The 24555-nt window shown below is 68.1% G+C and carries 33 protein-coding genes; 13 read left to right on the plus strand and 20 right to left on the minus strand.

Annotation, left to right across the window (positions count from 1 at the left end; all coding sequences use genetic code 11):
- Positions 1-10: 10 nt before the first annotated feature.
- The 3 genes from MLGJGCBP_RS34695 to thyX are packed head-to-tail and all read right to left on the minus strand — an operon-like array spanning position 11 to position 3688.
- Entirely contained in the window at positions 11-1987 is a 1977-nt protein-coding gene (locus tag MLGJGCBP_RS34695; protein ID WP_160101482.1) for a ribonuclease J, read from the minus strand.
- Positions 1984-2892, minus strand: coding sequence for a 4-hydroxy-tetrahydrodipicolinate synthase (gene dapA / locus MLGJGCBP_RS34700; RefSeq protein ID WP_087555776.1), 909 nt, complete (start codon positions 2890-2892; stop codon positions 1984-1986). Before dapA (MLGJGCBP_RS34700) ends, MLGJGCBP_RS34695 begins: the two co-directional genes overlap by 4 nt.
- Before the next feature lie 43 nt (positions 2893-2935).
- On the minus strand, positions 2936-3688 hold the full coding sequence (gene thyX, locus MLGJGCBP_RS34705) for an FAD-dependent thymidylate synthase (RefSeq protein WP_087555775.1): 753 nt from the start codon (positions 3686-3688) through the stop codon (positions 2936-2938).
- 150 nt (positions 3689-3838) lie between these two features.
- On the opposite strand from thyX, the gene MLGJGCBP_RS52265 reads away from it, so the two are divergent.
- The 4 genes from MLGJGCBP_RS52265 to MLGJGCBP_RS34720 all read left to right on the plus strand — a co-directional run bounded on the left by MLGJGCBP_RS52265 (position 3839) and on the right by MLGJGCBP_RS34720 (position 5249).
- On the plus strand, positions 3839-4069 hold the full coding sequence (locus tag MLGJGCBP_RS52265) for a tyrosine-protein phosphatase (protein WP_236581541.1): 231 nt from the start codon (positions 3839-3841) through the stop codon (positions 4067-4069).
- Complete coding sequence (locus MLGJGCBP_RS52270; protein WP_236581542.1) at positions 4041-4208, plus strand: tyrosine-protein phosphatase; 168 nt, start codon at positions 4041-4043, stop codon at positions 4206-4208. Before MLGJGCBP_RS52265 ends, MLGJGCBP_RS52270 begins: the two co-directional genes overlap by 29 nt.
- A 27-nt stretch (positions 4209-4235) precedes the next feature.
- Positions 4236-4712, plus strand: a complete 477-nt coding sequence (locus MLGJGCBP_RS34715; protein WP_087555774.1) for a toxin-antitoxin system HicB family antitoxin — start codon at positions 4236-4238, stop codon at positions 4710-4712.
- A gap of 102 nt (positions 4713-4814) precedes the next feature.
- The gene (locus MLGJGCBP_RS34720) at positions 4815-5249 is read left to right on the plus strand and encodes an SRPBCC family protein (protein WP_015890414.1); all 435 of its coding nucleotides are present in this window, start codon (positions 4815-4817) and stop codon (positions 5247-5249) included.
- Between the two features lie 5 nt (positions 5250-5254).
- On the opposite strand, the gene MLGJGCBP_RS34725 is transcribed toward MLGJGCBP_RS34720, so the two are convergent.
- The 5 genes from MLGJGCBP_RS34725 to MLGJGCBP_RS34745 all read right to left on the minus strand — a co-directional run bounded on the left by MLGJGCBP_RS34725 (position 5255) and on the right by MLGJGCBP_RS34745 (position 8972).
- The gene (locus tag MLGJGCBP_RS34725) at positions 5255-6487 is read right to left on the minus strand and encodes a winged helix-turn-helix domain-containing protein (protein ID WP_160101484.1); all 1233 of its coding nucleotides are present in this window, start codon (positions 6485-6487) and stop codon (positions 5255-5257) included.
- Between the two features lie 46 nt (positions 6488-6533).
- On the minus strand, positions 6534-6992 hold the full coding sequence (locus MLGJGCBP_RS34730; protein WP_160101486.1) for a flavodoxin family protein: 459 nt from the start codon (positions 6990-6992) through the stop codon (positions 6534-6536).
- Between the two features lie 24 nt (positions 6993-7016).
- A complete protein-coding gene (locus MLGJGCBP_RS34735; protein WP_160101488.1) occupies positions 7017-7496 on the minus strand; it encodes a hypothetical protein in 480 nt (159 codons plus the stop codon).
- Complete coding sequence (gene dapB / locus MLGJGCBP_RS34740) at positions 7493-8251, minus strand: 4-hydroxy-tetrahydrodipicolinate reductase (protein ID WP_087555770.1); 759 nt, start codon at positions 8249-8251, stop codon at positions 7493-7495. The genes MLGJGCBP_RS34735 and dapB overlap by 4 nt, the downstream gene beginning before the upstream one ends.
- 103 nt (positions 8252-8354) lie before the next feature.
- Positions 8355-8972: a TIGR03086 family metal-binding protein gene (locus MLGJGCBP_RS34745; protein ID WP_160101526.1), complete on the minus strand. Its 618-nt coding sequence runs from the start codon at positions 8970-8972 to the stop codon at positions 8355-8357.
- Between the two features lie 92 nt (positions 8973-9064).
- Between MLGJGCBP_RS34745 and MLGJGCBP_RS34750 the strand changes: the two genes are divergently transcribed.
- On the plus strand, positions 9065-9550 hold the full coding sequence (locus MLGJGCBP_RS34750) for a MarR family winged helix-turn-helix transcriptional regulator (RefSeq protein ID WP_160101490.1): 486 nt from the start codon (positions 9065-9067) through the stop codon (positions 9548-9550).
- A 21-nt stretch (positions 9551-9571) separates the two neighbouring features.
- Here MLGJGCBP_RS34750 and MLGJGCBP_RS34755 read toward each other — a convergent pair whose 3' ends face one another.
- From MLGJGCBP_RS34755 to MLGJGCBP_RS34770, 4 genes are all read right to left on the minus strand, one after another.
- Entirely contained in the window at positions 9572-10012 is a 441-nt protein-coding gene (locus MLGJGCBP_RS34755; protein WP_160101492.1) for a YdeI/OmpD-associated family protein, read from the minus strand.
- Positions 10013-10044: 32 nt separating this feature from the next.
- Positions 10045-11151 carry an alcohol dehydrogenase catalytic domain-containing protein gene (locus MLGJGCBP_RS34760; RefSeq protein ID WP_160101494.1) on the minus strand — a complete coding sequence of 369 codons (1107 nt, stop codon included), beginning with the start codon at positions 11149-11151 and terminating at the stop codon, positions 10045-10047.
- Between the two features lie 36 nt (positions 11152-11187).
- On the minus strand, positions 11188-12534 hold the full coding sequence (locus tag MLGJGCBP_RS34765; protein ID WP_160101496.1) for a M16 family metallopeptidase: 1347 nt from the start codon (positions 12532-12534) through the stop codon (positions 11188-11190).
- A 133-nt stretch (positions 12535-12667) separates the two neighbouring features.
- Positions 12668-13354 (minus strand): HemK2/MTQ2 family protein methyltransferase, encoded by a 687-nt coding sequence (locus MLGJGCBP_RS34770; protein WP_160101498.1) that lies wholly within the window; start codon positions 13352-13354, stop codon positions 12668-12670.
- Positions 13355-13497: 143 nt separating this feature from the next.
- Here MLGJGCBP_RS34770 and MLGJGCBP_RS34775 point away from each other — a divergent pair, with 143 nt between their 5' ends.
- Entirely contained in the window at positions 13498-13893 is a 396-nt protein-coding gene (locus MLGJGCBP_RS34775) for an SRPBCC family protein (RefSeq protein ID WP_160101500.1), read from the plus strand.
- Here the strand turns inward: MLGJGCBP_RS34775 and MLGJGCBP_RS34780 are convergent.
- From MLGJGCBP_RS34780 to MLGJGCBP_RS34790, 3 genes are read right to left on the minus strand one after another with little or no spacing between them, the layout of a single operon-like run.
- A complete protein-coding gene (locus tag MLGJGCBP_RS34780) occupies positions 13890-14444 on the minus strand; it encodes a DinB family protein (RefSeq protein WP_160101502.1) in 555 nt (184 codons plus the stop codon). The two genes, MLGJGCBP_RS34775 and MLGJGCBP_RS34780, sit on opposite strands and share 4 nt — an antisense overlap.
- 53 nt (positions 14445-14497) lie before the next feature.
- Positions 14498-15088: a YdeI/OmpD-associated family protein gene (locus MLGJGCBP_RS34785; RefSeq protein ID WP_160101504.1), complete on the minus strand. Its 591-nt coding sequence runs from the start codon at positions 15086-15088 to the stop codon at positions 14498-14500.
- Position 15089: 1 nt separating this feature from the next.
- A complete protein-coding gene (locus MLGJGCBP_RS34790; RefSeq protein WP_160101506.1) occupies positions 15090-15506 on the minus strand; it encodes a VOC family protein in 417 nt (138 codons plus the stop codon).
- 89 nt (positions 15507-15595) lie between these two features.
- Here MLGJGCBP_RS34790 and MLGJGCBP_RS34795 point away from each other — a divergent pair, with 89 nt between their 5' ends.
- Positions 15596-16561 (plus strand): helix-turn-helix transcriptional regulator, encoded by a 966-nt coding sequence (locus MLGJGCBP_RS34795; protein WP_160101508.1) that lies wholly within the window; start codon positions 15596-15598, stop codon positions 16559-16561.
- On the opposite strand, the gene MLGJGCBP_RS34800 is transcribed toward MLGJGCBP_RS34795, so the two are convergent.
- From MLGJGCBP_RS34800 to MLGJGCBP_RS34810, 3 genes are all read right to left on the minus strand, one after another.
- Complete coding sequence (locus MLGJGCBP_RS34800; protein WP_160101510.1) at positions 16546-16842, minus strand: MTH1187 family thiamine-binding protein; 297 nt, start codon at positions 16840-16842, stop codon at positions 16546-16548. The genes MLGJGCBP_RS34795 and MLGJGCBP_RS34800 overlap by 16 nt on opposite strands.
- A 408-nt stretch (positions 16843-17250) precedes the next feature.
- Complete coding sequence (locus tag MLGJGCBP_RS34805; protein WP_160101512.1) at positions 17251-18441, minus strand: hemerythrin domain-containing protein; 1191 nt, start codon at positions 18439-18441, stop codon at positions 17251-17253.
- A gap of 29 nt (positions 18442-18470) precedes the next feature.
- Positions 18471-19130, minus strand: a complete 660-nt coding sequence (locus MLGJGCBP_RS34810) for a TetR/AcrR family transcriptional regulator (protein WP_160101514.1) — start codon at positions 19128-19130, stop codon at positions 18471-18473.
- A 109-nt stretch (positions 19131-19239) separates the two neighbouring features.
- Here MLGJGCBP_RS34810 and MLGJGCBP_RS53330 point away from each other — a divergent pair, with 109 nt between their 5' ends.
- From MLGJGCBP_RS53330 to MLGJGCBP_RS53335, 4 genes are all read left to right on the plus strand, one after another.
- Positions 19240-19362 (plus strand): hypothetical protein, encoded by a 123-nt coding sequence (locus MLGJGCBP_RS53330; protein WP_268960799.1) that lies wholly within the window; start codon positions 19240-19242, stop codon positions 19360-19362.
- A 61-nt stretch (positions 19363-19423) separates the two neighbouring features.
- Positions 19424-19639 carry a hypothetical protein gene (locus tag MLGJGCBP_RS34815; RefSeq protein WP_201453292.1) on the plus strand — a complete coding sequence of 72 codons (216 nt, stop codon included), beginning with the start codon at positions 19424-19426 and terminating at the stop codon, positions 19637-19639.
- Positions 19640-19889: 250 nt separating this feature from the next.
- Positions 19890-21311, plus strand: coding sequence for a WS/DGAT/MGAT family O-acyltransferase (locus tag MLGJGCBP_RS34820; protein WP_160101518.1), 1422 nt, complete (start codon positions 19890-19892; stop codon positions 21309-21311).
- A 47-nt stretch (positions 21312-21358) separates the two neighbouring features.
- On the plus strand, positions 21359-21481 hold the full coding sequence (locus MLGJGCBP_RS53335) for a hypothetical protein (RefSeq protein WP_256973329.1): 123 nt from the start codon (positions 21359-21361) through the stop codon (positions 21479-21481).
- 71 nt (positions 21482-21552) lie between these two features.
- Here MLGJGCBP_RS53335 and dapA (MLGJGCBP_RS34825) read toward each other — a convergent pair whose 3' ends face one another.
- Positions 21553-22458: a 4-hydroxy-tetrahydrodipicolinate synthase gene (gene dapA, locus MLGJGCBP_RS34825; RefSeq protein WP_160101520.1), complete on the minus strand. Its 906-nt coding sequence runs from the start codon at positions 22456-22458 to the stop codon at positions 21553-21555.
- Positions 22459-22568: 110 nt separating this feature from the next.
- Here dapA (MLGJGCBP_RS34825) and MLGJGCBP_RS34830 point away from each other — a divergent pair, with 110 nt between their 5' ends.
- Complete coding sequence (locus tag MLGJGCBP_RS34830; protein WP_160101522.1) at positions 22569-22814, plus strand: hypothetical protein; 246 nt, start codon at positions 22569-22571, stop codon at positions 22812-22814.
- A 74-nt stretch (positions 22815-22888) separates the two neighbouring features.
- On the plus strand, positions 22889-24232 hold the full coding sequence (locus MLGJGCBP_RS34835; protein ID WP_160101524.1) for an NAD-dependent succinate-semialdehyde dehydrogenase: 1344 nt from the start codon (positions 22889-22891) through the stop codon (positions 24230-24232).
- Between the two features lie 78 nt (positions 24233-24310).
- On the opposite strand, the gene MLGJGCBP_RS34840 is transcribed toward MLGJGCBP_RS34835, so the two are convergent.
- A partial coding sequence (locus MLGJGCBP_RS34840; RefSeq protein ID WP_201453293.1) for an alpha/beta fold hydrolase occupies positions 24311-24555 on the minus strand: 245 nt, incomplete at its 5' end.

Consider the following 24555-nt stretch of genomic DNA (forward strand, 5'->3'; position numbering starts at 1 on the left):
TGTCGGAGAACTACTTGCCCTCCGCCGACGGCACCGCGATGACGGTCGGGACGATCATGGGCCGGCGACGGTACTTGTCGGCCACCCATCGGCCGACGACGCGCCGGATCGCCTGGGCGATGCGGTGAGCGTCGTTGATGCCTTCGGTGGCCAGGCGCAGCAGCTCCGCCTCGACCAGCTGCGCCGCGTCCTTGAGGGCCGTCGGGTCGTCGGAGAATCCGCGCCCGGACACCTCGGGAGTGCTGACCGCGCGCCCCGTGTGGTCGTCGATGACGACGTTGATCGCGATGAACCCGCCCTCACCGAGGACCAGCCGGTCCGACAGCGTGGAGTCGCCGACGTCACCGACGGACAGACCGTCGACGTAGACGTGCCCGACGGGAACCTGCCCGACGATCTCGGCGAGACCGTCGACCATGTCGACCACCACACCGTCCTCGGCGAGCACGATCCGCTCCTCCGGCACACCGGTGGCCTTCGCGAGGGCGGCGTTGGCGCGCAGGTGACGCCATTCGCCGTGGACCGGCATCGCGTTGGTGGGCCGGACCGCGTTGTACAGGTACAGAAGCTCGCCCGCCGAGGCGTGACCGGAGACGTGCACCTTCGCGCTCTGCTGGGTGACGACGGTGGCGCCGCGCTTGGCGAGGCCGTTGACGACGGCGAACACGGAGTTCTCGTTGCCGGGGATCAACGACGAGGCCAGCACGACGAGGTCGTTGGCCCGGATGTTGATCTGCCGGTGTTCACCGCGGGCCATCCGCGACAGCGCCGACAACGGTTCACCCTGCGAACCGGTGGAGATGAGGACGAGCCGGTCGTCGGGCAGGTTGGCCGCGGTGTCGATGTCGACGACCAGACCGTCCGGGACGCTCAGGTATCCGAGGTCCTGCGCGATCTGCATGTTGCGGACCATCGACCGGCCCACGAACGCGACCCGCCGGTTGTACCGGTGGGCGACGTCGACGACCTGCTGGATGCGGTGCACGTGGCTGGCGAACGACGCCACGATCACGCGCTGCCTGGCCTTGCCGATGACGTTGTCGAGCACTCCCCCGATCTCACGTTCGGGGGTGACGAATCCCGGCACCTCGGCGTTGGTGGAGTCGACGAGGAACAGGTCGACACCCTCGTCGCCTAGGCGGGAGAAGCCGGCGAGGTCGGTGAGCCTGCCGTCGAGCGGCAACTGGTCGAGTTTGATGTCGCCGGTGTGCAGCACGACGCCGGCGTCGGTCCGGATCGCGACGGCGATGGCGTCGGGGATCGAGTGGTTGACCGCGAAGTACTCGCACTCGAACGGGCCGTGTTCGGTGCGCTGCCCCTCGACGACCTCGACGAGATTGGGACGCTGGCGGTGCTCGCGGCACTTGGCCGCGACGAGCGCGAGCGTGAACCGCGAACCCACGACCGGCAGATCCGGACGCAGGCGCAGCAGGAACGGGATGGCGCCGATGTGGTCCTCGTGGCCGTGCGTGAGGACGACGGCCTCGACGTCGTCCATGCGGTCCTCGATGTGCCGGAAGTCCGGGAGGATCAGGTCGACACCCGGCTGCTGGTCTTCCGGGAACAGCACACCGCAGTCGACGATGAGCAGCTTGCCCTGGTGCTCGAAGACGGTCATGTTGCGGCCGATCTCGCCGATGCCGCCGAGAGCGACCACCCGCAGACCCTTGAACGGGGCCTTCGGCGGGGCGCCGAGCCGGGCCGTCGGATCGACCGCGGCCGGCCGCGAATCCTGACGCTTGTTGCCGCCGCCGCGACGGCCGGAGCGCGACGTCGACTTGTTGGCGGCGCCCCCCTTCGTGGACGAGGCCTTCACGGGCGCCGACTTGGCCTGCTCCGACTTCGGGGCACTCGGCTCGTCGGCCACGACGGGTGCCGACTTCGGTTGTTCCGCAGCGACGGGCGCCGACGGCGTCGGCTCGTTCGCTGTGGGGGAAGGGGGACCTGCCTGGCGGCTGGCGCTGCGACGACGAGGCGGTCGGGTCACGCGAGCACCCCCGCAGCGTGCAGATCGGCGGCCAGGAGATCGATCTGATCGTGTGTGGGCGCCACCTGCGGCAACCGGGGTTCACCGACGTCGAGGCCGATCAGGCGCAGACCCGCCTTCGACGCGCTGACGCCGCCGAGACGCGCCACCGAGCGGATGACCGGGATGAGGCTGAGGTTGATGGCGCGGGCGCGGGCGATGTCCCCGGCCGCGAAAGCGGTGTGCAGTTCACGCAGCCGGCCGGGCACGAGGTGCCCGATGACGCTGACGAATCCCGTAGCGCCCACCGACAGCCACGGCAGGTTGAGCGGATCGTCACCCGAGTAGAACTGGAGGTCGGTGGTGCCGATCAGTTCGGCGCCCGCGTTGAGGTCGCCCTTGGCGTCCTTGACCGCGACGATGCGCGGGTTCTCGGCGAGCCGCCGGATGGTCTCCGTCTCGATGGGGACCACGGAGCGGGGTGGAATGTCGTAGAGCATGACCGGAAGGTCGGTGGCGTTGGCGACGGCGGTGAAGTGCGCGAACAGCCCGGCCTGCGGCGGACGTGAGTAGTAGGGGGTGACGACGAGGAGGCCCTGCGCGCCCGCGCGGGCGGCGTCACGGGCGAGTTCGACGCTGTGCGCGGTGTCGTTGCTGCCCGCGCCGGCGATGATCTTCGCGCGGTGGCCCACCGCGTCGATGACCGCCCGGAGCAGCTCGAGCTTCTCGTTTTCGGTAGTCGTCGGCGACTCACCGGTCGTGCCGGCGAGCACGAGGGAGTCGCACCCGTTGTCGACGAGGTACGCCGCGAGGCGGACACCGGCGTCGACGTCCAGCTTTCCGTCCGAGGTGAACGGCGTCACCATCGCTGTGGACACGGTGCCGAACGGACGCTCGACTGGAGAAGCGGAATCACCGTAGGTCATGGTCAGAAGGCTACCCGGTGACCCAGGTACTTTTGCACACCAGTCACGCGTCGGCGGAAAACGTGCTCCGCGCCACCTCCGTGCCGTCGCCCCAGTCCAACACCTCGAAGTCGCCGAAGACATTCGGTGCTGCCGCCTGCAGCTGCCTCAGGCACTCGACCGCGACGCGGCGAATCTCCACGTCGGCGTGCTCGGTGGCCCGCATCGAGACGAAGTGCCGCCAGGCCCGGTAATTGCCGGTGACGACCACTCGGGTCTCCGTCGCGTTGGGCAGGACGGCCCTCGCGGCCTGCCTCGCCTGCTTGTTGCGCAGCGGCACGTTGGAGGTGTCGGCCAGTTTCGATTCGAGGGCCTCGAGGAGTTCGCCGTACGCCGTCCGGCTGGCGTCGGTGGCCTTCGCGAACAGCTCCTCGAGTTCGGGGTCGCCTGCGATCGCGGGCGGGACGACGACGTTCCCCTCGTTCTCCCGAACGAAGCGCTGCGACAGCTGCGAGTACGAGAAGTGGCGGTGCCGGATCAGCTCGTGGGTGCAGGAGCGGGAGATGCCGGTGATGTAGAAGCTGACGGTGCCGTGTTCGAGGACCGACTCGTGCCCTACCTCGAGCAGATGGCGCAGATAGCCGGCGTTGGTCGCGGTGCGGGGGTTGGGTTTGGACCAGCTCTGGTAGCACGCCCGGCCCGCGAATTCCGCCAGCGCTTCGCCGCCGTCGGCGTCGGTCTCCCACGGGATGTCCGCCGGTGGAAAGAACTCCGTCTTCGCGACGAGTTGCACCCTGAGCGGCACGGTCTGCGGCACTGCGCTGATCCTCCTACCGAACTCCCTGGTCGGGAGTCCCTCCTGAATGCATCGACCCTAGTCGCAGCGCCGGCGGGGGGCGCGGCGTGCCCCGGCCCGGTTCCGTGCGTTCTCGGGGTCACTCCCCCGGCTCTCGCAGGCCCGGCCGCGATGGGACCCTCCGTTGCCGAGGGCCCGGCGCAGCCCGCGACTGCGGGGCGCTCACTCGGACTCGACGGTGCCCGCAACGCCCGCGACATCGGTGGATACTCGACGGCCGACGGCGGCGTGGTCCGTTTCCTCGAACGCGACCGCGGTCGAGGAACTCCGCACGAGACGGTGAACGCCGACTATCTGCTCAGCAACACCTACCGTGGGCCGACCCGGAACCTCCGGGGTTGAACGGTGTCGACCGGCCTGGCTCGACACCGCCTTCGACACGGCCGTCGCCACGTACGGCAGCTTCGACGCGTATGTGTCGGATGGACTGACACTGTCCGAGGCTGACGTCACCAAGATGAAGTCGCGACTGCTTGACTGACGTCACAGTTGACGTCATGCTGGCGTCATGGACCTCGGCATCTACGTCTCCCGGCTGCGAGACGACCTGAACGCAGCAGCCGCACTCGGCGACGAGCAGACGCGGGCGACCGCGGCGGCGCTCGCCGCCGCGGTCGAACCCGCCGCACGGCTGCTTCTCCTCTCGGCGCTCACCGACTTCGCCGGAGAGGTGTCTTCCGAACTCGGCAATCGCACCGTCGGCGTGCGCCTGGACGGCAGCGAGGTGGCCGTCGACGTGCACCGCACCCCCGCCCAGCCCGGGCCGGGTGGGGAACGCACCGCCACCGCCGAGGACCTCGGTGCCGCGTTCGATGACGTCACCGGTGACATCAGCCGCGTCACTCTGCGCCTCATGGATCAGATCAAGTCGAAGGCCGAGGAGGCCGCCTCCCAGAACGGGGTGTCGCTCAATTCCTGGGTGTCGCAAGCGGTCCAGGGCGCGCTCAAGGACCAGATGCGGCGGAACGGGAGAGGCGATTTCTGAGCGCCGGTGCACTCACTCCACGCGCCCGTCGGCGGCGGTGATGTAATTACGTCGCATCAGCCACACGGTGAGAGTCGCCACGGGCTCGAAGGAGCGAAGAACATGGCCGTATCCGGCGTCAAGGAATTCGAGATCAAGGCCGATCCGGCCACGGTGATGGCCGCGATCGCTGCGGTGGATCGCCTGCCCGAGTGGTCCTCGGCCCACAAGTCGGTCACCATCGAGAGCACACACGACGACGGCCGCCCCCACCGAGTCCGGATGAGCGTCTCCATCCTCGGGATCAGCGACGAGCAGGTCGTCGACTACACGTTCGAGGGAGACAACACGGTGTCGTGGCACCTCGTCGAGAGCGGCCAGCAGAACGCCCAGGACGGGTCGTACGTCCTCACCGAGTCCGGCGCCGGCACCAAGGTGACGTTCGAGTTGACGGTCGACCCGAAGATTCCGCTGCCGGGGTTCCTCGTGAAGAAGGCACAGAAGACGGCGCTCGAGACCGCGAGCAAGGGCCTGACGAAGTTCGTCGAGAGCCTCTAGAGGCTCTACTCTCCTCGCGGTCGCGACGCCTCGGCCGCGAGGAGGGCACCGAGGTTGCCGCGGTCGTCCACCCGGACGTCGTCCAGACCCAACCACGTTGCCATTCTTCGCAGTTCCGGAACCAGCGCCTCCACCACGTGCCCGGGACTCCGGTCGGGTTCGACGAACGCGGATCGCACTTCGAGCGTTCCCGACGCGCGGTCGGCCTTGAGATCGACCCTCGCGACCAGTTCACCGTTCAACAGGAACGGGAAAACGTAGTAGCCGTGGACACGTTTGTGCGCGGGGGTGTAGATCTCGAGGCGGTACCGGAAGTCGAATACCCGCTCGGTGCGGGGACGGCAGAAGACCAGCGGATCGAACGGGCACAGCAGCGCCGCCCCCTCCACCTTTCTGGGAACCCGGACGTCGCGGTGGACGAATGCCGGTGCCTCCCAGCCCCGGACCCCGACCCGTTCGAGCACACCGTCCTCGACGAGGTCCTCGACGGCCGCGGCGCTCTGCGCCGGCGACAGCCGGTAGTAGTCGCGAAGATCGGGTTCGGTGGCCACACCGAGGGCCCGCGCGGACCGCTGCACCAGGCCACGGACGGCGTCCTCCTCCGAAACATCCTCGGCGAGGACTGCTTTCGGCAGGACCCGTTCGGTGAGGTCGTAGTGACGGGTGAAGGCGACGCGCTTGTCGACCGCCAGCGCGCCGGACGCGAACAACTGCTCGCACACCACCTTGGTGTCGCTGCGATCCCACCACGGACCCTTGCGGTCGGGCCGGTCGACCTCGAGGTGTTTCTCCACGTCGCCTGCGCTGCATGCACCGACGGCCCCGATCACGTCGAGCACGTCGGCGGCGAGCGTGGGATTGCGGTCGAGTACGCGGGATTCGCCGGACCAGCGTCCGTGCCGGTACCGGTGCATCCGCCAGCGCAGCAGGGGCCAGTCCTCGACCGGGATGAACGCTGCCTCGTGCGCCCAGTACTCCGCCAGCATGCGGGGCGCGCGGGCGGAATGCGACCACGCCGCCGAATCGACCAGCCCGCGGTCGTACACCCCGAGGCGACTGAACAGCGGGACGTAGTGGGCGCGCACAGCCACCGACACCGAGTCGATCTGGAACAGCCGCACGCGGTCGAGAACCGACCGGACGTGCCTGCGCGTCGGTGCACCGGCCGGCTTCCGGTCGGCGAACCCCTGCGCCCAGAGCGCCGATCTCCGGGCAGCGGCGGCGGTCATCTCACGCATGCCCGAAGCTTGCCATCGGCCACCGACACAGTCGACGGCGACGTGCTCAGGCGTCCTCGGCCAGCGTGACCGCCACCGTCGCTCCGAGTTCGTACAACCGCTCCCGCGCACTCGCGTCGAGGGACCCAGTCAGTTCCAGGATCTCGGCGACCTGGGTGAGCGCCAGCCCGGTCACGATCTTCTGCACCGACTTCACGGCCCCGGCGGTGTCGTTGTTGCCGTGCACCCAGAGCCCGTAGGGACGCCCGGCGACCGCGTCGAGGCACGGGTAGTAGACGGTGTCGAAGAAGTGCTTCAGCGCACCCGACATGTAGCCGAAGTTGGCGGAGGTCCCGAACAGGAACCCGTCGGCTTCGAGGACGTCGGGGACGGTCGCGCCGAGTGCGGGGATCGACTTCACCTCGACCCCGTCGATGTCGGGGTCCCGGGCGCCTTTCAGTACGGCTTCGAGGCACTCACGGGTCACCGGCGACGGCGTGTGGTGGACGACGAGTAGCGACTTCACAGTCGTCAGCGTACGACCGGTGCCCTACCGGCCGGACCCGGCTTCCCGCTCGACGCGTTCGAGTTCCACGGCTCGTTTCATCGTTTCCCTGGCCCGGCCGCGGTCGCCGGCGTAGTCGTAGGCGCGCGCGAGCCGGTACGAGTTCCGCCAGTTGTCCGGGTCTGCTTCCCATTCGGACTTGACCTGCTGGAACAGTGCGTCGGCCGCATCCCGGTCGATGCGGCCCGAGGGACGCTTCGGGAGATCGGTGACGTCCAGTTCGAGTCGCTCGTCGGCGATCCGGCGGGACAGATGCTGGTGCTGGAATCCGGCGCGCAGCGTGGCGTAGACGATCCAGGCACCCAGGAACGGCAGGATCAGGACGCCGATGCCCAGCCCGATCGCCGCCACCCCGCCGTCCTGGATCAGCTCGATGCCGCGCTTGCCGAGCAGGACGAAGTAGAACGCCAGGGCCGCGACCAGCAGTCCGATCGTGACGACCGTCTTGGTCGAGCCGTCCTTCACAGGTCGAGAAGGGGGTCGATACCGACGGTGAGCCCCGGGCGGTTGCCGATCTCCCGGACACCGAGGAGGACGCCGGGCGCGAACGAGTTGCGGTCGATCGAATCGTGGCGAATGGTCAGCGTCTCGCCCTGCGTGCCGAGGATGACCTCCTGATGGGCGACCAGACCTGCCAGCCGCACGGAATGCACCCGCACGCCGTCCACGTCGGCGCCGCGCGCCCCGTCCAGTTCGGTAGTGGTGGCGTCGGGGCTCGGTCCGACGCCGGCCTTGCGACGTGCCTCCGAGATGAGGGCGGCGGTCCGGTAGGCGGTGCCGGACGGCGCATCCGCCTTGTTGGGGTGATGCAACTCGATGACCTCGACGGAATCGAAGAATCGTGCTGCCGCCTCGGCGAAGCGCATGGAGAGGACGGCGCCGATCGCGAAGTTGGGGGCGATCAGAACACCGACCTCGGGGCGCTCCGCCACCCACGACCGCACGGTGTCGAGCCTGGTGTCGTCGAACCCGGTGGTGCCCACCACTGCATGAATGCCGTTGGAGACGAGGAACTTCAGGTTGTCCATCACCACGTCGGGGTGGGTGAAGTCGACGACGACCTGCGTGCCGGCCTCGACGAACGACTCGAGCCGGTCGCCGTGGTCGACCTCCGCGACGAGTTCGAGGTCCGGTGCCTGCTCCACCGCCTCGCAGATCGCCCGGCCGACCTTGCCCTTGGCCCCGAGAACCCCGACCCTGATGGGTGCTGCTGCGCTCACTTCTCCACGCTCCGTCCAGTCACAACGATTCGCCCGAAAGCCTACGCAATCGCCGGGTGCCGACCGCTGCGCAGGGGCGGGGCGGGAGACCTGCGTCTCCTCCTCACGCGCGGCGGGTCTCGTATTCGGCGTGCCACCGCGGTGATCGGCCGAGCAGCGACAGGACGGAGTCGAAATCGGCGGAGTCGGCGCCGACGGGCAGTCCGGGCGCGAACGCGGCGCCTTCGCGCAGTCGGTCCGCGCCGTCCGGCACCAGGCGGGCGATGGGGAGAACCGCGGCCACCATGCCGGATTCGGGCGCGAAGTCGATCCCGAGTGACCGTGCGACGTCCCACGAATGGACGACGTAGTCGAGGAAGTGGAACCCGACGGCGGTAGCCGCGGGGAACGGGAACTCCGTGCCGATCTCCGGCAGCCAGAACTTCCACTCCCCGACGCCGTCGCGGGCGAAGGCCCCGATGACGGCGTCCGCCGCCGCGCGGTAGTCGGCAACGGGGTGGGCCGACACGTGCGGCCGCCAATGCGACAGGTCGGGCCCGTTGCCCGCGGCCGCTGTGGCGAACCCCCGGTGCTGCACCGTCATGTGGGCCAGCAGTTCGCCGAGGGTCCACTGCGCGCACGGTGTCGCGCGCTGCAGGTCTCGGCTCGTCACGTGCGACACGATCTCCACACTCGTCTCCACGGCGCGGGCGTCCCAGCGCCGGACCTCGTCCACATTCATCGTCGGCACCGTCCATCCTTCGAACCGAATTAATATGCTCTTGCTTATCATCTACTCAAGCAGACGATCGGTCAAGGTGTATTTTCTGCGATATGCCGAGCCTCGACCCGACGAACGGACAGCACGAGCGCACCCGCCCCGACCTGGCTGCGATGACGACCGCCCTGAACCGGTCGCTGGTGGCGGCGGAACTCCCCGTGCTCGCGGAGCACGGGCTGACCATGTGGGGCTACGTCGTGCTCCTGGCCCTCGACGAGCACCCGCTACGAACCCAGGCCGCGCTCGCGGAGGCGATCGGTGCCGACAAGACCCGGATCATCGGCGTGCTCGACGAACTGCAGGATCGTGGTCTGATCGACCGGCAGCGGGATCCCGCGGACCGCCGGGCCCGGCTGCTGTCGCTGACCCCGGACGGGCATCGGGTGCGCGATTCGGCGCAGGCAGCGATCCGGCGGGGCGAGGAGCGACTGCTCGCCCGGTTGCCGGAGCGGCAGCGCGCGGGCTTTCTGGCAGGCCTGATCGCGCTGTCGGCACTGTCCGTCGAGGACGTCACGGGACGCCGGGGCGACGCCGGCTGACGGAGATCGCGTGGACCCGCCTCAGCCCTCGCGCAGCGTGTCCACGGCCTTGCCGATCCGGCGCTGCCGGGTCTCGTCCGTCTTCGCGCCCTCGATCGAGAGCACGTGCCTGCGCTGATTGCTGTACGACAGTGCGTCGAACGCCTTCCGCGCGTCCGGCTGCCGGTCGAGCGCCTCGGCGAAGTCGGGTGGCACCGTGACGACCCGGGGTGCGGTGTCGAGTTCGACGTCCACGTCCACCTCGTCGCCTGCCGCGACCCCCGCACCGGACCGGTTCTCGGCGCTGAGCGGAATCATGAACACGCCGCCCATCGGTGCGACCGTGGTGCGGTAGGTGTAGCCGCCGATCGTGATCCGGACCGCAGGGCGTTTGCCCGATCCCAGGTCCGCGACGACGCTCTCCGGGATCCGGAACCCGGTCGCGGTCTTGCCGCCCAACTCGATGGTGGTGCGAAACCTCATGGGCAGAATTCTGCCCGCGACCGGCCGCCGGGTCAGTCGAACACGATGATCTGCCGGATCGCCTTTCCGTCGGCGAGTTCGTCCATGCCGCGGTTGATGTCGCCGAGCGTGATGCGGGAGGAGATGAGTTTCTCCACGGGAAGCTTCCCGGACCGCCAGAGGTCCTCGTAGATCGGGATGTCCCGGGACGGCACCGCCGAGCCGAGGTAGCTGCCGATGATCGTGCGGGCCTCGGCCACCAGGGTGAGCGGGGAGATCGACGACCGCGCGTCCGGGGACGGCAGTCCGACGGTGATCGTCTTGCCGCCGGGAGCGGTTGCGCGAACGGCCGATTCGAAGGCTCGGGCGTTTCCGGCGGCCTCGATGACGATGGGCGCCCGGACACCGGCCTCTTCGAGTTCCGCCGGGGTGTAGACCGCCGTCGCTCCGAGTTCACGTGCGGTCTGCAGTTTCTCGGGAACGGCGTCGACGCCGATGACGTCGCCGGCACCCCGGGAGACTGCGGTCAGGATCGCGGCCATTCCCACGCCGCCGAGCCCCACGACCATCACCGCCTCGCCGGGACGCGGATCGCCCGCGTTGAGGACGGCGCCGCCGCCGGTGAGGACGGCGCATCCGAGCACGGCCGCCACGTCGGCGGGGACGTCGTCGCCGACGGGAACGACGGACCGCCGGTTGACGACGGCGTGCGTCGCGAATCCGGACACCCCGAGGTGGTGGTGCACGGGGTCGTCGCCGCGGTGCAGTCGCGCTCCGCCGTCGAGCAGGGTTCCGTCGTTGTTGGCGCTGGTTCCGGGCACGCACGGCATGCGGCCGTCCGTGGCGCAGCCCTCACACTCCCCGCAGCGCGGAAGGAACGTCATCACCACGCGCTGCCCCACGGCGACGTCGTCGACTCCGGCGCCGAGTTGCATGATCCGTCCCGCTGCCTCGTGCCCGAGGAGCATCGGGACCGGGCGCACCCGGTTGCCGTCGACGACGGACAAATCCGAGTGGCACAGACCCGCGGCCTCGATCCGGACGAGGATCTCGCCTGCACCGGGTTCGTCGAGGTCGAGTTCGGAGATCGAGATCGGCGCCGACTCGGCGAACGGACGCGTTCTCCCGATCTCCTCGAGTACCGCTCCACGGATCTTCATCTCGGGCTGCTCCTGTCGGTGTTCGGCGAATCCTCGTTACCGGACGATGCCGCGCACCGAGGCCGGAAGGTCACGCTTGCGACGATACGGTCCGACGACGGCGGCGCCGAACGGGCGCTGCAGCAGGACCCTCGCAACGTCGCGCACCTCGTCGGTGGTGACCGCGTCGATCTTGCTCAGGGTTTCGGTGATGCTGCGGTGATTGCCGTAGTTGAGCTCGCTGCGACCGATGCGGTGCATCCGGGAACCCGAATCCTCCAGCCCCAGAACCAGTCCGCCCCGCAGCGAACCCTTCGCGCGGGCGCACTCGGCGTCGGTGATGCCCTCGGCGGCCACGTTCGACAGCACCTCGCGGATCACCGTGGTGACCTCGCCGAGGTTCTCCGGCTGGCACCCGGCGTAGATCGAGAACGCACCCGTGTCCGAAAACGTGTCGATGCCCGAGTACACGGAATACGCCAGGCCGCGAATCTCCCGCACTTCCTGGAACAGCCGGGAACTGAGCCCGCCGCCGACAGCGGCGTTGAGTACCGACAGCGCCCAGCGGTGGGACTCGTGCCGCCCGAACGCGCGCACCCCGAGCGAGAGGTGGACCTGTTCGCTGTCCCGGTTGGTCAGGCTGAGTGCCGGCTCCGTGCGCAGGCGCAGGGTGCCGGCGCGGCGGGGAGCCGGTTCGGACGCCGATTCGAGGTGCCCGGCGAACGCGCGCCGCACCAATTCGACCGTGTGTTCGTGCTCCACGTTGCCGGCGACGGCGACCACCATGCGCGGCGGCGTGTAACGCCGCACGTGGAACGAGTGGAGTTGGGTGCGGGTCATCGACTCGATGGATTCGACGCTGCCGATTACCGGTCTGCCGACCGGATGGTCGCCGTACAGGGCGGTCAGGAACGCGTCGCCGAGGAGGTCTTCCGGGTCGTCGTCGCGCATCGAGATCTCTTCGAGGACCACCTGACGTTCCACGTCCACGTCGGAGGACCGGCAGCGGCCGCGCAGGACGACGTCACTGACGAGGTCGATGGCGAGCGGTAGGTCGTCGTCGAGCACGTGCGCGTAGAAGCAGGTGTGCTCCTTGGACGTGAAGGCGTTGAGTTCGCCGCCGACACCGTCCATCACCTGCGCGATGTCGAGAGCACTGCGCGACGGCGTGGCCTTGAACAGCAGATGTTCGAGGAAGTGGGCGGCCCCGGCGACGGTGGGTTGCTCGTCGCGTGATCCGACACCCACCCAGACGCCCACGGACGCGGATCGGACACCGGGAACGTATTCGGTGACCACCCGGAGCCCGCCGGGGAGCACGGTGCGCCGGACGCCGGCATCCGGCTCGTGCAGTGTCGGCGCTTGGGTGAGTGCGGCAGTGCGGCTGCGATCGATCTTGGCCATGTAGTGGTTCAGCGGTCCTCGAAAGCTGGGCGTCGTCGAACGGCAAACTTTACACGCGGCGCCCGACAGCGGTTCACCAGCCTCGCCGAACTCGCGGACCACCACCGCGCAACATACAGCCGGGCCGCGGCTTTCAGCGTCGGGTGTGTCGGTGCCGGGTGGTGCCGGACCGCAGGTCGGTCGCCGCCAGCACGGCGATGCGCTCGGTGCGCTGGCCGGGCCGGATCAGCTCTCGCGCCTCCAGCATCCTCGTGCGGGACGTGAGCGCGGGACCGAACGGCACGTCCTCCGACGCGACGACATCCACCCGCAGTCCCCGCTCTTCCAGCATCGCCCGCGTCTTGTCCACCCCGTTGAGCGTCGACTGGACGAGGAGCAGGGTGCCGCCGGGAGCGAGGAGGTCCGGGGTTTCGCTGCAGATCCGGTCGAGCACGGCGCGCCCGTCGACGCCGCCGTCCCAGGCCTGCGCGAGGACCCGGCCCGGCCTTCCGTCGTCGGTCGCGGGCGCGTAGGGCGGGTTCGCCACCACCACGTCGAATCGAAGGGTCCGGACGGCGTCCACCAGGTCGCCCCGCACCACACGGATGGTCCGGCGGCTCAGTTTGGCGTTGAGCCACGTACTGATCGCGGCGCGGCGCGACACGTCGACCGCGGTCACCCAGCCGGCCCCCGCCGCGCACGCCTCGATACTCAACGCCCCTGTGCCACAGCAGAGATCGAGCACACGGGTGCCCGGTCCGAGATCTCGGGCGGCCAGCGCCTCGGCGAGCAGCCACGTGTCGCGCTGGGGGCAATACACCCCGGGTAGACGAACGAGCATGATCGGCTCCCTCCCTCGCCGTTCCCTACAAGCGTGGCCAGTACGGCGAGTTACACGCAACTCGACACGGCCCAATTCACCCGTTGTTCACGTCCACCCCCTCTGCGCCATCGGCCGGGGCCGAAACCGGGTACTCCTCCCCCGTGCCGCATTCCTTCTCAGCTGATTCCGACGCCCCGGCGGACACCGCGTGGGCGCTCGTCGCCCGACCCGCGCGCTGGCCCGAGTGGGCGCCGCACGTGCGCGGCGCGTGGGGTCTCGGATTCCCCGAAATCGAGGCCGGCAGATGCGGCGCGGCACGACTGCTCTGGATCGTGCCTGTTCCCGCATCCATCTCGGCCAAGACACCCGGCCGCTCCTGGACCTGGCGGGTGGGACCGATGACGCTCGATCACACCGTCGAGCCCCGCGGCACCGGTTCGCGGATCACGATGACGATGTCCGCACCGGGGCCACTCGATGCGGTGCTCGGCGTCACCTACGGCCCGGTCGTGCGGACTCTCGTCCGCCGACTCGCCCGCGTCGCCGGCGAACGCTAGGCCGGTCGTCGCAGGTACAGATCTCGCAGCAGCGCCACTTCGGCACCGTGGTGGAAGACTTCGCGGTTGATGTGCAACACCAGCGCCGCCATCGGGTAGTCCGCGAACGGTCCCTCGCTGGGCCCGCACGGCTGGGCGAGACCGCTGGTTCCCAGGCCCCGTACGCCTTCACACCAGGCGTCGTACTGCTCGTCGAGCTGAGTGAGCGCCTGCGCAGCGGTGCCGGCGTAGTCGAACGTCTCATAGTCCATGGGCGGCCCGCCGAAGTGATTGCCGATCCGCATGCCGAAGACGCCGACGATGATGTGCCCGAGCCGCCAGGCGATGGTCGTGATCGGGGGCGGGTCCGGCGTGGGGAAGGCGAAGTCGATGGTGAACTCCCCGCTGCCGGCCTGAACGGGAGCCTGCGAGCGGCCTCTCGGCCGCACACTCCAGCAGTCCGGGGCCGGCTCCCAGAAGTACTCGTCGTCGGTCAGACCCGCCAGCCGGGGGCGCAACTGGTGCTCCCAGTGCCAGCCGAGCTGATCGGCGAGTTCGTGCGGCCAGTTCATTCGATTCTCCCCTCTCCCGGTCGCCGACCGGACGTCGAATTTCTCGTGATTTGCTACTGCACACCGTTCCGGATCCGAACACCCGGATGATCGGCCCGCAGATTCATCGCAGCCAGCGTGACCGTCCGTTCGATCCGCCGCTTCCTCGTGTCCGGCTTCTTGGCTGACGCTATCCACTGCAGGATCAACCGTGTCGAAGACGGCGGAAACTTCTCGAAGTTCGCGTGCGCAACCTCGTTTCGCGCGAACGCTGCCCGCAGATCGCCGGGGACCACCGAGTTGTCGCCGTTCGCCGCGTTCTCCCAGGTCCCCTTCGACTTGGCCAGATCGATGGCCGCGTGACCGGCCTCGGTCATCAGTCCCTGCTCGATCATCCTCGCCGCGCGCTGCCGGTTCACCCGGCTCCAGGAACTGCGCGCGGTGCGGGGCGTGAAGCGCAGCCGCGAACTGTGGGCGTCGTGCGTGCGGTGCAGGCCGTCGATCCATCCGAAGCACAGCGCCTGTTCAATCGCCTCGTGATAGCGCACGCTCGGCGTCCCGCTGTCCTTGTGGTGGATGATCAGCCAGACCTCCTTCTCGGACCGGCTGTTCTCCGACAGCCATGCACGCCACTGCGCGGTCGTGCGAGCGACGACGGTGTCCACGTCACACCCCCGCCTCCGACGCGAGAATGTCCAGGTAGTGCTGATTGAACATCACGCCGAGAATGTTCCCGAACGGGTCGGTCACGGATGCGGTGACGAATCCCGGCCCGCGCTCGACCGGCTTCCCGTACAAGGTGGCCCCCAGGGACAGCAGCCGCTCGACACCCGCCTCCAGATCGTCGACGTGCCAGTAGGTCATCGTGTTCTCGGCGTCGCGCGACCGGTCCGGTCCGGCGAATCGGCTGTCGATGATGCCGAGTTCGTGCTGGTAGTCGCCAATCCGGAACTCGATGTAGGCGGGCGCCCCCGCCACCGAGCGCACGAAATACGGCTCGACTCCGAGCAGTTCGGTGTACCAGGCCTGGGCGGCCGTCAGGTCGTCGGCGTAGAAGTTGACGGTGGTGAGTCCTCGCAACATCGGTGGTTCCTTTCCTCGGTCGGTGACAAGATCCATCCTCCGACTCAAAGTGCTCACCAGTTGAGCACTTTTCGCGGGAAACTGAGAACATGCGCGCTGACCGACTCGTCGCCACCCTCTTGCTGATGCAGTCCCGGGGCCGGGTGACCGCCGCCGAAGTGGCCGAGGAACTCGAGGTGTCCATTGCCACCGCGCGCCGAGACCTGGAGGCGTTGTCGGCCGCGGGGATCCCGGTGTACCCGCAGTCCGGGCGCGGCGGCGGATGGTCGCTTCTCGGCGGCGCTCGCACCGACCTCAGCGGGCTGTCCGCGACCGAGGCCCGGGCCCTGTTCCTGCTGGTCGGCCCGGCCGCCGCCGTGTCGGGCGACGCCAAAACGGCGCTGCGTAAACTCGTGCGGGCGCTGCCGCAGACCTTCCGCGCCGACGCCGAGGCCGCCGCCACTGCCACCATGATCGATCCCACCCGGTGGGGCGAGCGCGACCGCCACAGACCCGAGATGGTCGACCTACTGCAGGCCGCCGTCATCCGGCGTCGGAAAGTCCGCCTGACCTACACCAACAGCGCACGGCAACGGTCCGAAAGATTGGTCGACCCGTGGGGTCTCGTCGACAAGGACGACATCTGGTACCTGCTCGCCGGGACCGAACGGGGGCAGCGAACATTCCGGGTCGACCGCATCGTCCACGCCGAATCGACGGAGCAGCCCGCCGAGCGCCCCGACGACTTCACGCTCGCCGCGGCGTGGGACGACGTGGTCGGCGAGGTGGAGCAACGGCGCTCCACGACGTGGGCGACCGTGCTCATCGACGCCAGGTTCGTGCCGATACTGCGCGATCACTTCAGTCGGCACTGCCACCCGGACGGTGAGAGCGACGACGGTCGCGCCCGGGTGCGTCTCGCCGCACCGACCCCGTTGGACATCGCCCGAAACCTCGCCGGCTGGGGCGCGATGGTCGAGGTGCTCGAACCGCGTGCGGTCCGCGCCGAACTCGCCCGAATCGGCGCGGAACTCGCCCACCGGTACGCCGGCGAGGACGATCAGTCGCTCAGGTAGCGCTCCACGGTCTCGACCTTCGCCCGCAGTTGACCGCTCCGCGCCGGACGAATATCCGCCTTCAGCACCAGACTGACCCGCGGAAACTGTTCGAGCAGAACGTCCGTCGCGCGCTTCACGACAGCCATCACTTCGTCCCACTCACCCTCGACGGTGGTGAACATCGACGTGGTCTCGTTGGGCAGCCCGGATTCGCGGACCACCCGCACCGCCGCGGCGACGGCAGCACCGACACTGTCGGAGTCCCCGCCCATCGGGCTGACGCTGAATGCCACCAGCATGCGCTCTCCTTGTCGTGGGAATAGATGACCACCATCGAATCACCTCGTCCCGGTCTCCGCTGCTACGCGGACGTTCCACAGACATACGTCGGGCGGCGACCCTGATCAAGGGGACGCCGCCCGCGAGCACGAACATCTGGTTACCAAGCTGCATGGTTGCGCGGGGTCAAATGCGGCCTCGGCGTCAGGCATCCCCCCACCTGACGCAAGCCCACCGCGCTGAGCCCAGTTAGTGGGCCGTGCTTTTGCGTGGGTGCCTACAACTCGTGCTGGGCGCCACGACCGAGAGGTGGAATCTTCTCTTCCGGTCCGACCTTGGTCTGTCGTGGATCCGTACCTCAGGTCTACCCCGCATATCCAGATAAGGCAACGGACGCGAGTGGGAGCGCGCCGGCCGATGCCTCCGAACTAGGCCGTTCGGGGCAGGGACCCTGCATGCGTGCCGGCGTGTGCCTGCCGCCGCAGCGCCTCGAGATTCTGCCGCATCTGCGGCCGCATGTCCCGGTGCTGCGGCTGGAGGCGTGCGTAGAGCGAGAGCAGCGGGCGGTACGGCAGTACGTCGATCCGATACGAATGCGTCACCCGGGTCCCGTCGCCATCCGCACTGAAGGTGTATGACCAGGTGGTCGAGTCGTGGTACAGCGGGTTGCGCCGATCCGACACGGTGTGGAATTCGAATTTCCTGCCCGGATCGGCGGCGGCCACTTCGCAGACCCGGGACCATCGCATGTGATGCGCGCGGTTGCGTCCCCGGAATCGGGCGCCCACGGTCCCCGGCGACAGTCCCGGTAGCCACGCGCAACTGCGGCACTCGGGGCTGCGTTCGTTGATGCGGGTGACGTCGGCGACCATGTCGTACAGCTGCCGTGCCGGGACGTCGATCCACAGCTCCACCGAGCCCTCGGTGCGGGGTGGCTGGTGGATCCGGGGGCTCACGTCGAGGTCGGCGCCCCATCGGGCGGCGCACGCCCGCCGATACGGTCGCTTGAATACATGGAGCAGCATGAACCGGGTGGCGGGACCGACTTTGTGAACGGTGACGTCGTAGTCTTCCCGATCGACACCGTCGACAATCCAGTGAGCTTCGATCCCCAGCTCCCGCTTGGTCTTCGAGGCGATGAACACCTGCTCTTCCACGTCGTCCCACCGACAACGGGTCAGAGTTCGGGCGACGACCGGCATCATCTCGTCCTCCTCACGCTGCAGATGCGGCAACAGAACCTGTTCGAGAGCGGCGAGAGCATGCGAAAGTCCTTCTCGGGCAGTCGGATGCACACGGTATTCGGTTGCCGCAGCGGTGACCCGCTCCATCTCGGGGCGGATCCGCGCATGGTCGGCGTCCATCGCGTCGAGCAGTGCCCCGGCATCCGGGTTCAGCTCACGGACCAGCGGCCACAGCCCGCGGTCCTCACCGCTGTGGTGCAGGTGCAGGAAATGCATCATCCACACGAGATGATCTGCGAGGGCGACCCGTTGGGTCTGCGCGGGCGGAGGTGCTGTGCGCAATACCTGCGCAGAGCGAGCGATATCACGGCGCAGTGCGTTGTGGACGATGCGCATGATGCGAGTGTCGACAGATTGCAGAGTGTCGGTTGTCATGACCTACTCCAGACAATGACGCCGGTGTGTCACACCGGGCGGCCGAGGATTTCTTCGATGCGGTCGGTCAACCACGACTCGTAACGGACGCGACTCCAACCGCATTCGCCCACGAGCAGGGCGTAGACCTGGTCGTGGGCCTGGACCCATAGTTCGTCGACCTGACCTGGATCGGCGTGACGACCCACGATCAGGTCTGCAACGTCGGCGACCGCGCGCCGGCGCTGCCCCTCCAGGTCGGCGGCCACCGCGGCGAGCGTGGCATCGGTCGTCGCACCCTGGCGGATTGCCACGGCCAGGCGGTGGGTGCGCTCGTTGATCGTGGCGATCAGGCGCGCACCCGACTCGATGCGGTCACCGGTCGTGCGCCCCGTTCCGATCGCCGTGTAGACGGGCCGGTCGGCCAACGGCACCTGAGCGTCATCGCCGACGATGGCAACCTCCAGTGCCGCTTTCAACAAGTCGGCCTTGGATCCGAATGTCGCGTAGACGGTTTCGACGGAAACCTCCGCGGCCCGCGCGACATCCCGCACTCCGGTGCCGGCCCAGCCGCGCTCGGCGAACAACCGGGTGGCGGCCTCGAGCACGACCGCCCGCGTCTGCGCTGCCTGCATGCGACGCAGTGGAGAGCGGTACCGGCGGGTCCCGGATCCGCCCGGCACCGCCGAATCGGGCTCGACCGTCGCCATACCCAATTCTAGAACGCATACGTTTTCAATACAACCCTGTTCAGGTGATTTAAGCGACGCGCTCGTCCGGGCCCGAACGCGGTCGAGGAACACCCTCTTCCAGCACACTGTGGCCGGTTGGAGAACCGCGATCGGCGGGGTGGTGCCGGCGACCGTGTACGCCGGGGCGGGGCAGCTCGCCGAAGACACCGCTGTCGGCGTCCGCGAGGACGCAATCGCCACCGCACCCTGATCCCACAGTGCAGGGAGCAGGCGGTGAGCACCGTCGATTCCGAACGTCCCACCTGACGTGGATGGCATGGCGGCGCCATTCGTGGCCCGCCATCGCCGAAATGGGGCTGGCGACGTATCTCGCGTTCGTCGTTCTGTTCCCCCTGCTGTGGCTCGGCCTGCTCACGGGCGACGGCCTGACGCTCGCCGGCCACGTGCTGATGCTCCCCGTAAGTTCCACGCTCACAGCGGTATTAGACGTTTCGGCGACAGGAGTAGGCACGGACGGACAGCACTGAGAAGGTATCGACGGTGACGCGTCCCCCGCCTGGCCGACTGTTCACTTGCCCGACTTGTCCTATCCGGGACTTTCGGCCTCGCGCGGTTGTCCGCGCGTCCTGTACAACTGAATGAGGGATGCCAGATTGTGACATGAACCACACCTGACCGTTACCTTACAACTCGATTACCTAGAGCTGAACACAAGGTTCCCGGGAACCCCGCAGTGGCAGTGCGGGTGTGCGAGCGGGGCCGGAAGGGACACCTCACATGCTGCTGCCGATGTCGCCGACCGATTCGCTGTTCCTCCTCGGCGAGTCGCGGGAACATCCGATGCACGTCGGCGGCCTGGCGGTATTCACTCCGCCGGACGGCGCCGACGCGGCCGACATTGGGGCGATGTTCGAGACGGCTGCAACCTCCGACGAGGTGGCACCGCTCTTCCGCAAGCAGGCCCGACGATCGGTAACCACCCTGGGACAGTGGGGTTGGGACACCGCGACCGACGTCGACGTCGATTACCACGTGCACCGCAACGCCCTCCCCCAACCGGGCGGCATGCCCGAACTGATGACCCTGGTGGCCCGACTACACGGAATTGCACTCGACCGGACCCGCCCACTGTGGGAGATGCACCTGATCGAAGGCCTCGCCGACGGCCGCTACGCGGTATACACCAAGATCCACCACGCCCTCGCCGACGGCGCATCGGCGATGAACCTGTTGCGCCGCAGCATGAGCGAAGACCCCACCCGCACGGGCATGCCCGCCCCCTGGCAACCCGCCACACCCGTGACCCCGACCGACACTGCCCCGCCAGAACCTGGATCATCGACGCCGACAAGCCTGCGTGGCCTACCGGGTCAGGTCCTGCGCGGCGCCCGCGACGCGTCGAGCGAGGTCGTCGGCCTGGCACCGGCACTGGCCGGCACCGTGGAACGCGCCCTACGCGCCAAGGGCGGCCCGCTGTCCACGCAGGCACCGCACACGATCTTCAACGTCGCGATCGGGGGCGCCCGCCACTTCGCCGCCCGCACCTGGCCACTCGAACGGATACGACTGCTCGCCAAGCACGCCGACGCCACCGTCAACGACATCATCCTGGCGATGTCCGCAGGAGCACTGCGCGGCTACCTGCACGACCTCGGTGCGCTGCCGACCGATCCACTGATCGCGATGGTCCCGGTGTCCCTGCGCCCCAACACCTCCGGCACCGATGCGGAATCCGCGAACGGGAACCGGATCGGGGTCCTGATGTGCAACCTCGCCACCCACCTACCCGACCCCGCCCACCGCCTCGACACCGTGCGCACCTGCATGCGCGAAGGCAAACACGCCCTCCGCGCGATGAGCCCCACCCAAGTGCTGGCGATGAGCGCCGTCGGCGCCGCCCCCCTCGGTATCGAAATGCTCCTCGGCCGGCGAGGACCACAGCGGCCGCCGTTCAACCTGGTGATCTCCAACGTCGCCGGACCCGACACCCCTCTGTACTGGAACGGCGCCCGCCTCGACTCCCTCTACCCCCTGTCGATCCCGGTCACCGGACAAGCCCTGAACATCACCTGCACCAGCAGCGACGACCAACTCGTATTCGGGTTGACCGGCTGCCGGCGCACCATCCCGAACCTGCACCACATGCTCGACCACCTCGACACCGAACTCGACGCCCTCGAACACGTCGTCGGCCTGTAACACCACCGACGCCACAACACCGGCGTCCGCCCAGGAGAAGGAATTCCATGAACATCCACAAGGCACTGCTTTTACTGCTACTCGGCGGCACCGCCGCCCTCCACACGATCCTCCACCGCCCCACCCCGCGCCACCGCGGACACGGCGTCCCCTTCCACGCCAACGGCTGACACAATCGATCACGCCACGCAGGTGGGTGGTCGCATGAGTCGATCCAGATCTCAGTGCCCACTCGGCCCGGTCAGCGCAGCAAATCTGACGCCAGCAGTCCCGTCCGAAGCGCTTCGTACTCGCCGTCGTCGAGAGCAAGTAGCGGGGACCTCACGGTTCTGTTCTGCAGGACAGCGAGCAACTGCAGCGCCCCTTTGACCGTCGTCGCACCGTAGTTGGGGACCCCCATTACCGCACGCAGAGCCGGCTGCAGGCGGGCATTGATCTCCCGCGCGGTTTCGACGTCCCCCGAGAAGAAGGCCCCGATCATGGCGCGAATCTCGTCGCCCGCCACGTGACCGAGAACAGAGACGACCCCGCAGGCCCCGTACGCGAGGAAACCCAGGGTGAGGCTGTCGTCTCCCGAGTAAACCGCGTAGCCCAATTCGCGCAGCATGATCGCTTGTGTGGGGTCGCCGGCTGCATCCTTCACCGCGACCACGGACGGCCAGTCCGCCATCGCCTCGAATGTCGAGGGTGCCAGCTTGGTGCCGGCCCGGCTGGGAATGTCGTAGAGCATGACGGGGGCATCGACGGCATCCACTACGTAGCGAAAGTGTTGCAGTATCCCGCCTTGACTCGGCTTGTTGTAGTACGGCGTTACCAGCAGCAGCCCGTCGGCACCCTGCATGACAGCCTGGCGCGCCAATTCCAGCGTGTGGCGGGTGTCGTTCGTCCCCACCCCGGCAATGATCTTGGCGCGGTCGCCTACCGCGTCCTTGACCGCTCGCAGTATCCGGCCATCTTCGGCGGTGGTAGTCGTGGCGGCCTCACCGGTTGTCCCGGAGACGACCAATCCGTCGTGTCCGTGGTCGACCAAGTGCAGGGCGATTCGGGCAGTCGCCTCCTCGTCGATCTCGCCATCCACGGTGAACGCCGTAGCCATCGCGGTAAGTACGCGCCCGAACGGGGCGACAGGCGCTGACGGGAGTGTCATTGCCCCAGTGTATGCGCCATCAAACGGCGACAGCGTTGACCGAACCGGTTATTCACTGACTGCAACCCACCAAGGTCGGCCGGCGGACGACGACCGCCACGGTCGTAGCCGTGACAACCGGTGAGCTGGTCGCGGCGGCCGTCGCGAAACGCCACCCTTTCGGACCGGCGGAAGAGTTCTCGATCATGCGGTGCGGCAACACGATCGGAGCACCGGGCTGTTCTGAGGTGGTTCTGGCACAGGATGTCAGGCCTGGAGAGGTGGCATCGGTGAGTCGCGACGGCAGCGATCTGGTGGGCTCGGCCGATGCCGTCTCCGTCGCCCACGGCCGCATGCACGAGCTCACAACCGAATAGTCCCGGTGACTACCCACGGCAGCACCTCGTCGCGCGTAATACTGGGGTACCCGACCCTTCCGAGGAGACGCGACATGAGCCTGTACGCAGTAGTGGACCCGGCCACCGGGAAGACGGTGCGCGAATACCCGACTGCCACCGACGAGGAGATGCAGGCGGCGTTGTCCGCGGCGGACAGGGCGCACCGTGAGTGGTCGCGGCGCTCGACGATTTCCGAGCGCGCTGGACTACTCACGCGAGTCGCCGAGTTACACACCGAACGCCGCGACGAACTGGCCACGATCATCCAGCGGGAGATGGGCAAGCCACTCGATCAGTCGCTGGGGGAAGTGGACTTCAGCGCCGCGATCTACCAGTACTACGCCGACAACGCCGAGAAGTTCCTCGCCGACGAGCCCATCGACCTGGTCGAGGGCACCGGTTCCGCGCTGATCCGCCGGCGCTCGATCGGTGTACTGATCGGCATCATGCCGTGGAACTACCCCTACTACCAGGTGGCCCGGTTTGCGGGTCCGAATCTGGCGCTGGGCAACACTATCGTGCTCAAACACGCACCGCAGTGTCCCGAATCGGCGGCGGCGCTGCACCAGATCTTCAGCGACGCCGGATATCCGGAGGGCGCCTACGTCAACGTCTACGCGACCAACGAGCAGATCGCCGACGCGATCGCCGACCCGCGAGTCCAGGGCGTGTCGCTGACCGGGTCCGAGCGTGCGGGTGCGGCGGTCGCCGAGATCGCCGGACGCAACCTCAAGAAGGTGGTGCTGGAACTCGGCGGTTCCGATCCGTTCATCGTGCTCAGTTCCGATGACCTCGATGCCACCGTCAAGGCGGCGGTGGAAGGTCGTTTCGAAAACACCGGGCAGGCCTGCAACGCTGCGAAGCGATTCATCATCGCCGGGGACCTGTACGACGATTTCGTCGGCAAGTTCACCACGGAGGTACTCGCCTCTGCAGACGGCCTCGCGCCGCTGTCGTCGGTCGCCGCCGCAGACCGACTGGCCGAGCAGGTGCAGCAGGCGATCGCCGAGGGAGCCACCATTGCGTCCGAGGGTGAACGGCAGGGCGCCTTCTTCCCACCCGCAGTCCTGACGAATGTGTCACCCGATTCGCGCACGTACCGGGAGGAACTGTTCGGGCCGGTAGCGACCGTCTACAAGGCAGGCTCCGAGGCCGAGGCCGTCGAACTGGCCAACGACACCCCGTTCGGTCTCGGTTCCTACGTCTTCACCACCGACCCCGATCAGGCCGATCGTGTCGCCGACTCGCTGGACGCGGGCATGGTGTTCGTCAACGCCGTCGGCGCCGAAGGAGTCGAGCTGCCGTTCGGCGGTGTCAAACGTTCCGGTTTCGGTCGCGAACTCGGCAAATACGGGATCGACGAATTCGTGAACAAGAAACTCATCCGCATCAGCTGAACCATCGACTCCCGAGTTTCGACACGCTCGGGGTGGAGGTCGGTATCGACGCCTCTGGTGGTCTGGGGCTCGATGTCTTCAGCGGCGGACCGCGACAACGTCTTCGTCGAGGAATCCCTTCAACCCGCCGCTGAAGACATCGTTGTCGTCGCCGGCGACCATGTGACCGGCCCCGGTGACGTCGATCAGCTTGGCGGTCGGGATCAGTTCGAGCAGTTCCTTCGCGCCTTCCTCACTGACCACGTTGGATTGCTTGCCACGAACGAGCATCGTGGGAACGGTGATCGCGGCCGCGGCGTCCCGAGCGCGTTCGTATCGCACGA

Origin of the sequence: Rhodococcus sp. T7, from assembly GCF_009872365.1 — a bacterium.
Classification (GTDB): domain Bacteria; phylum Actinomycetota; class Actinomycetes; order Mycobacteriales; family Mycobacteriaceae; genus Rhodococcus_F.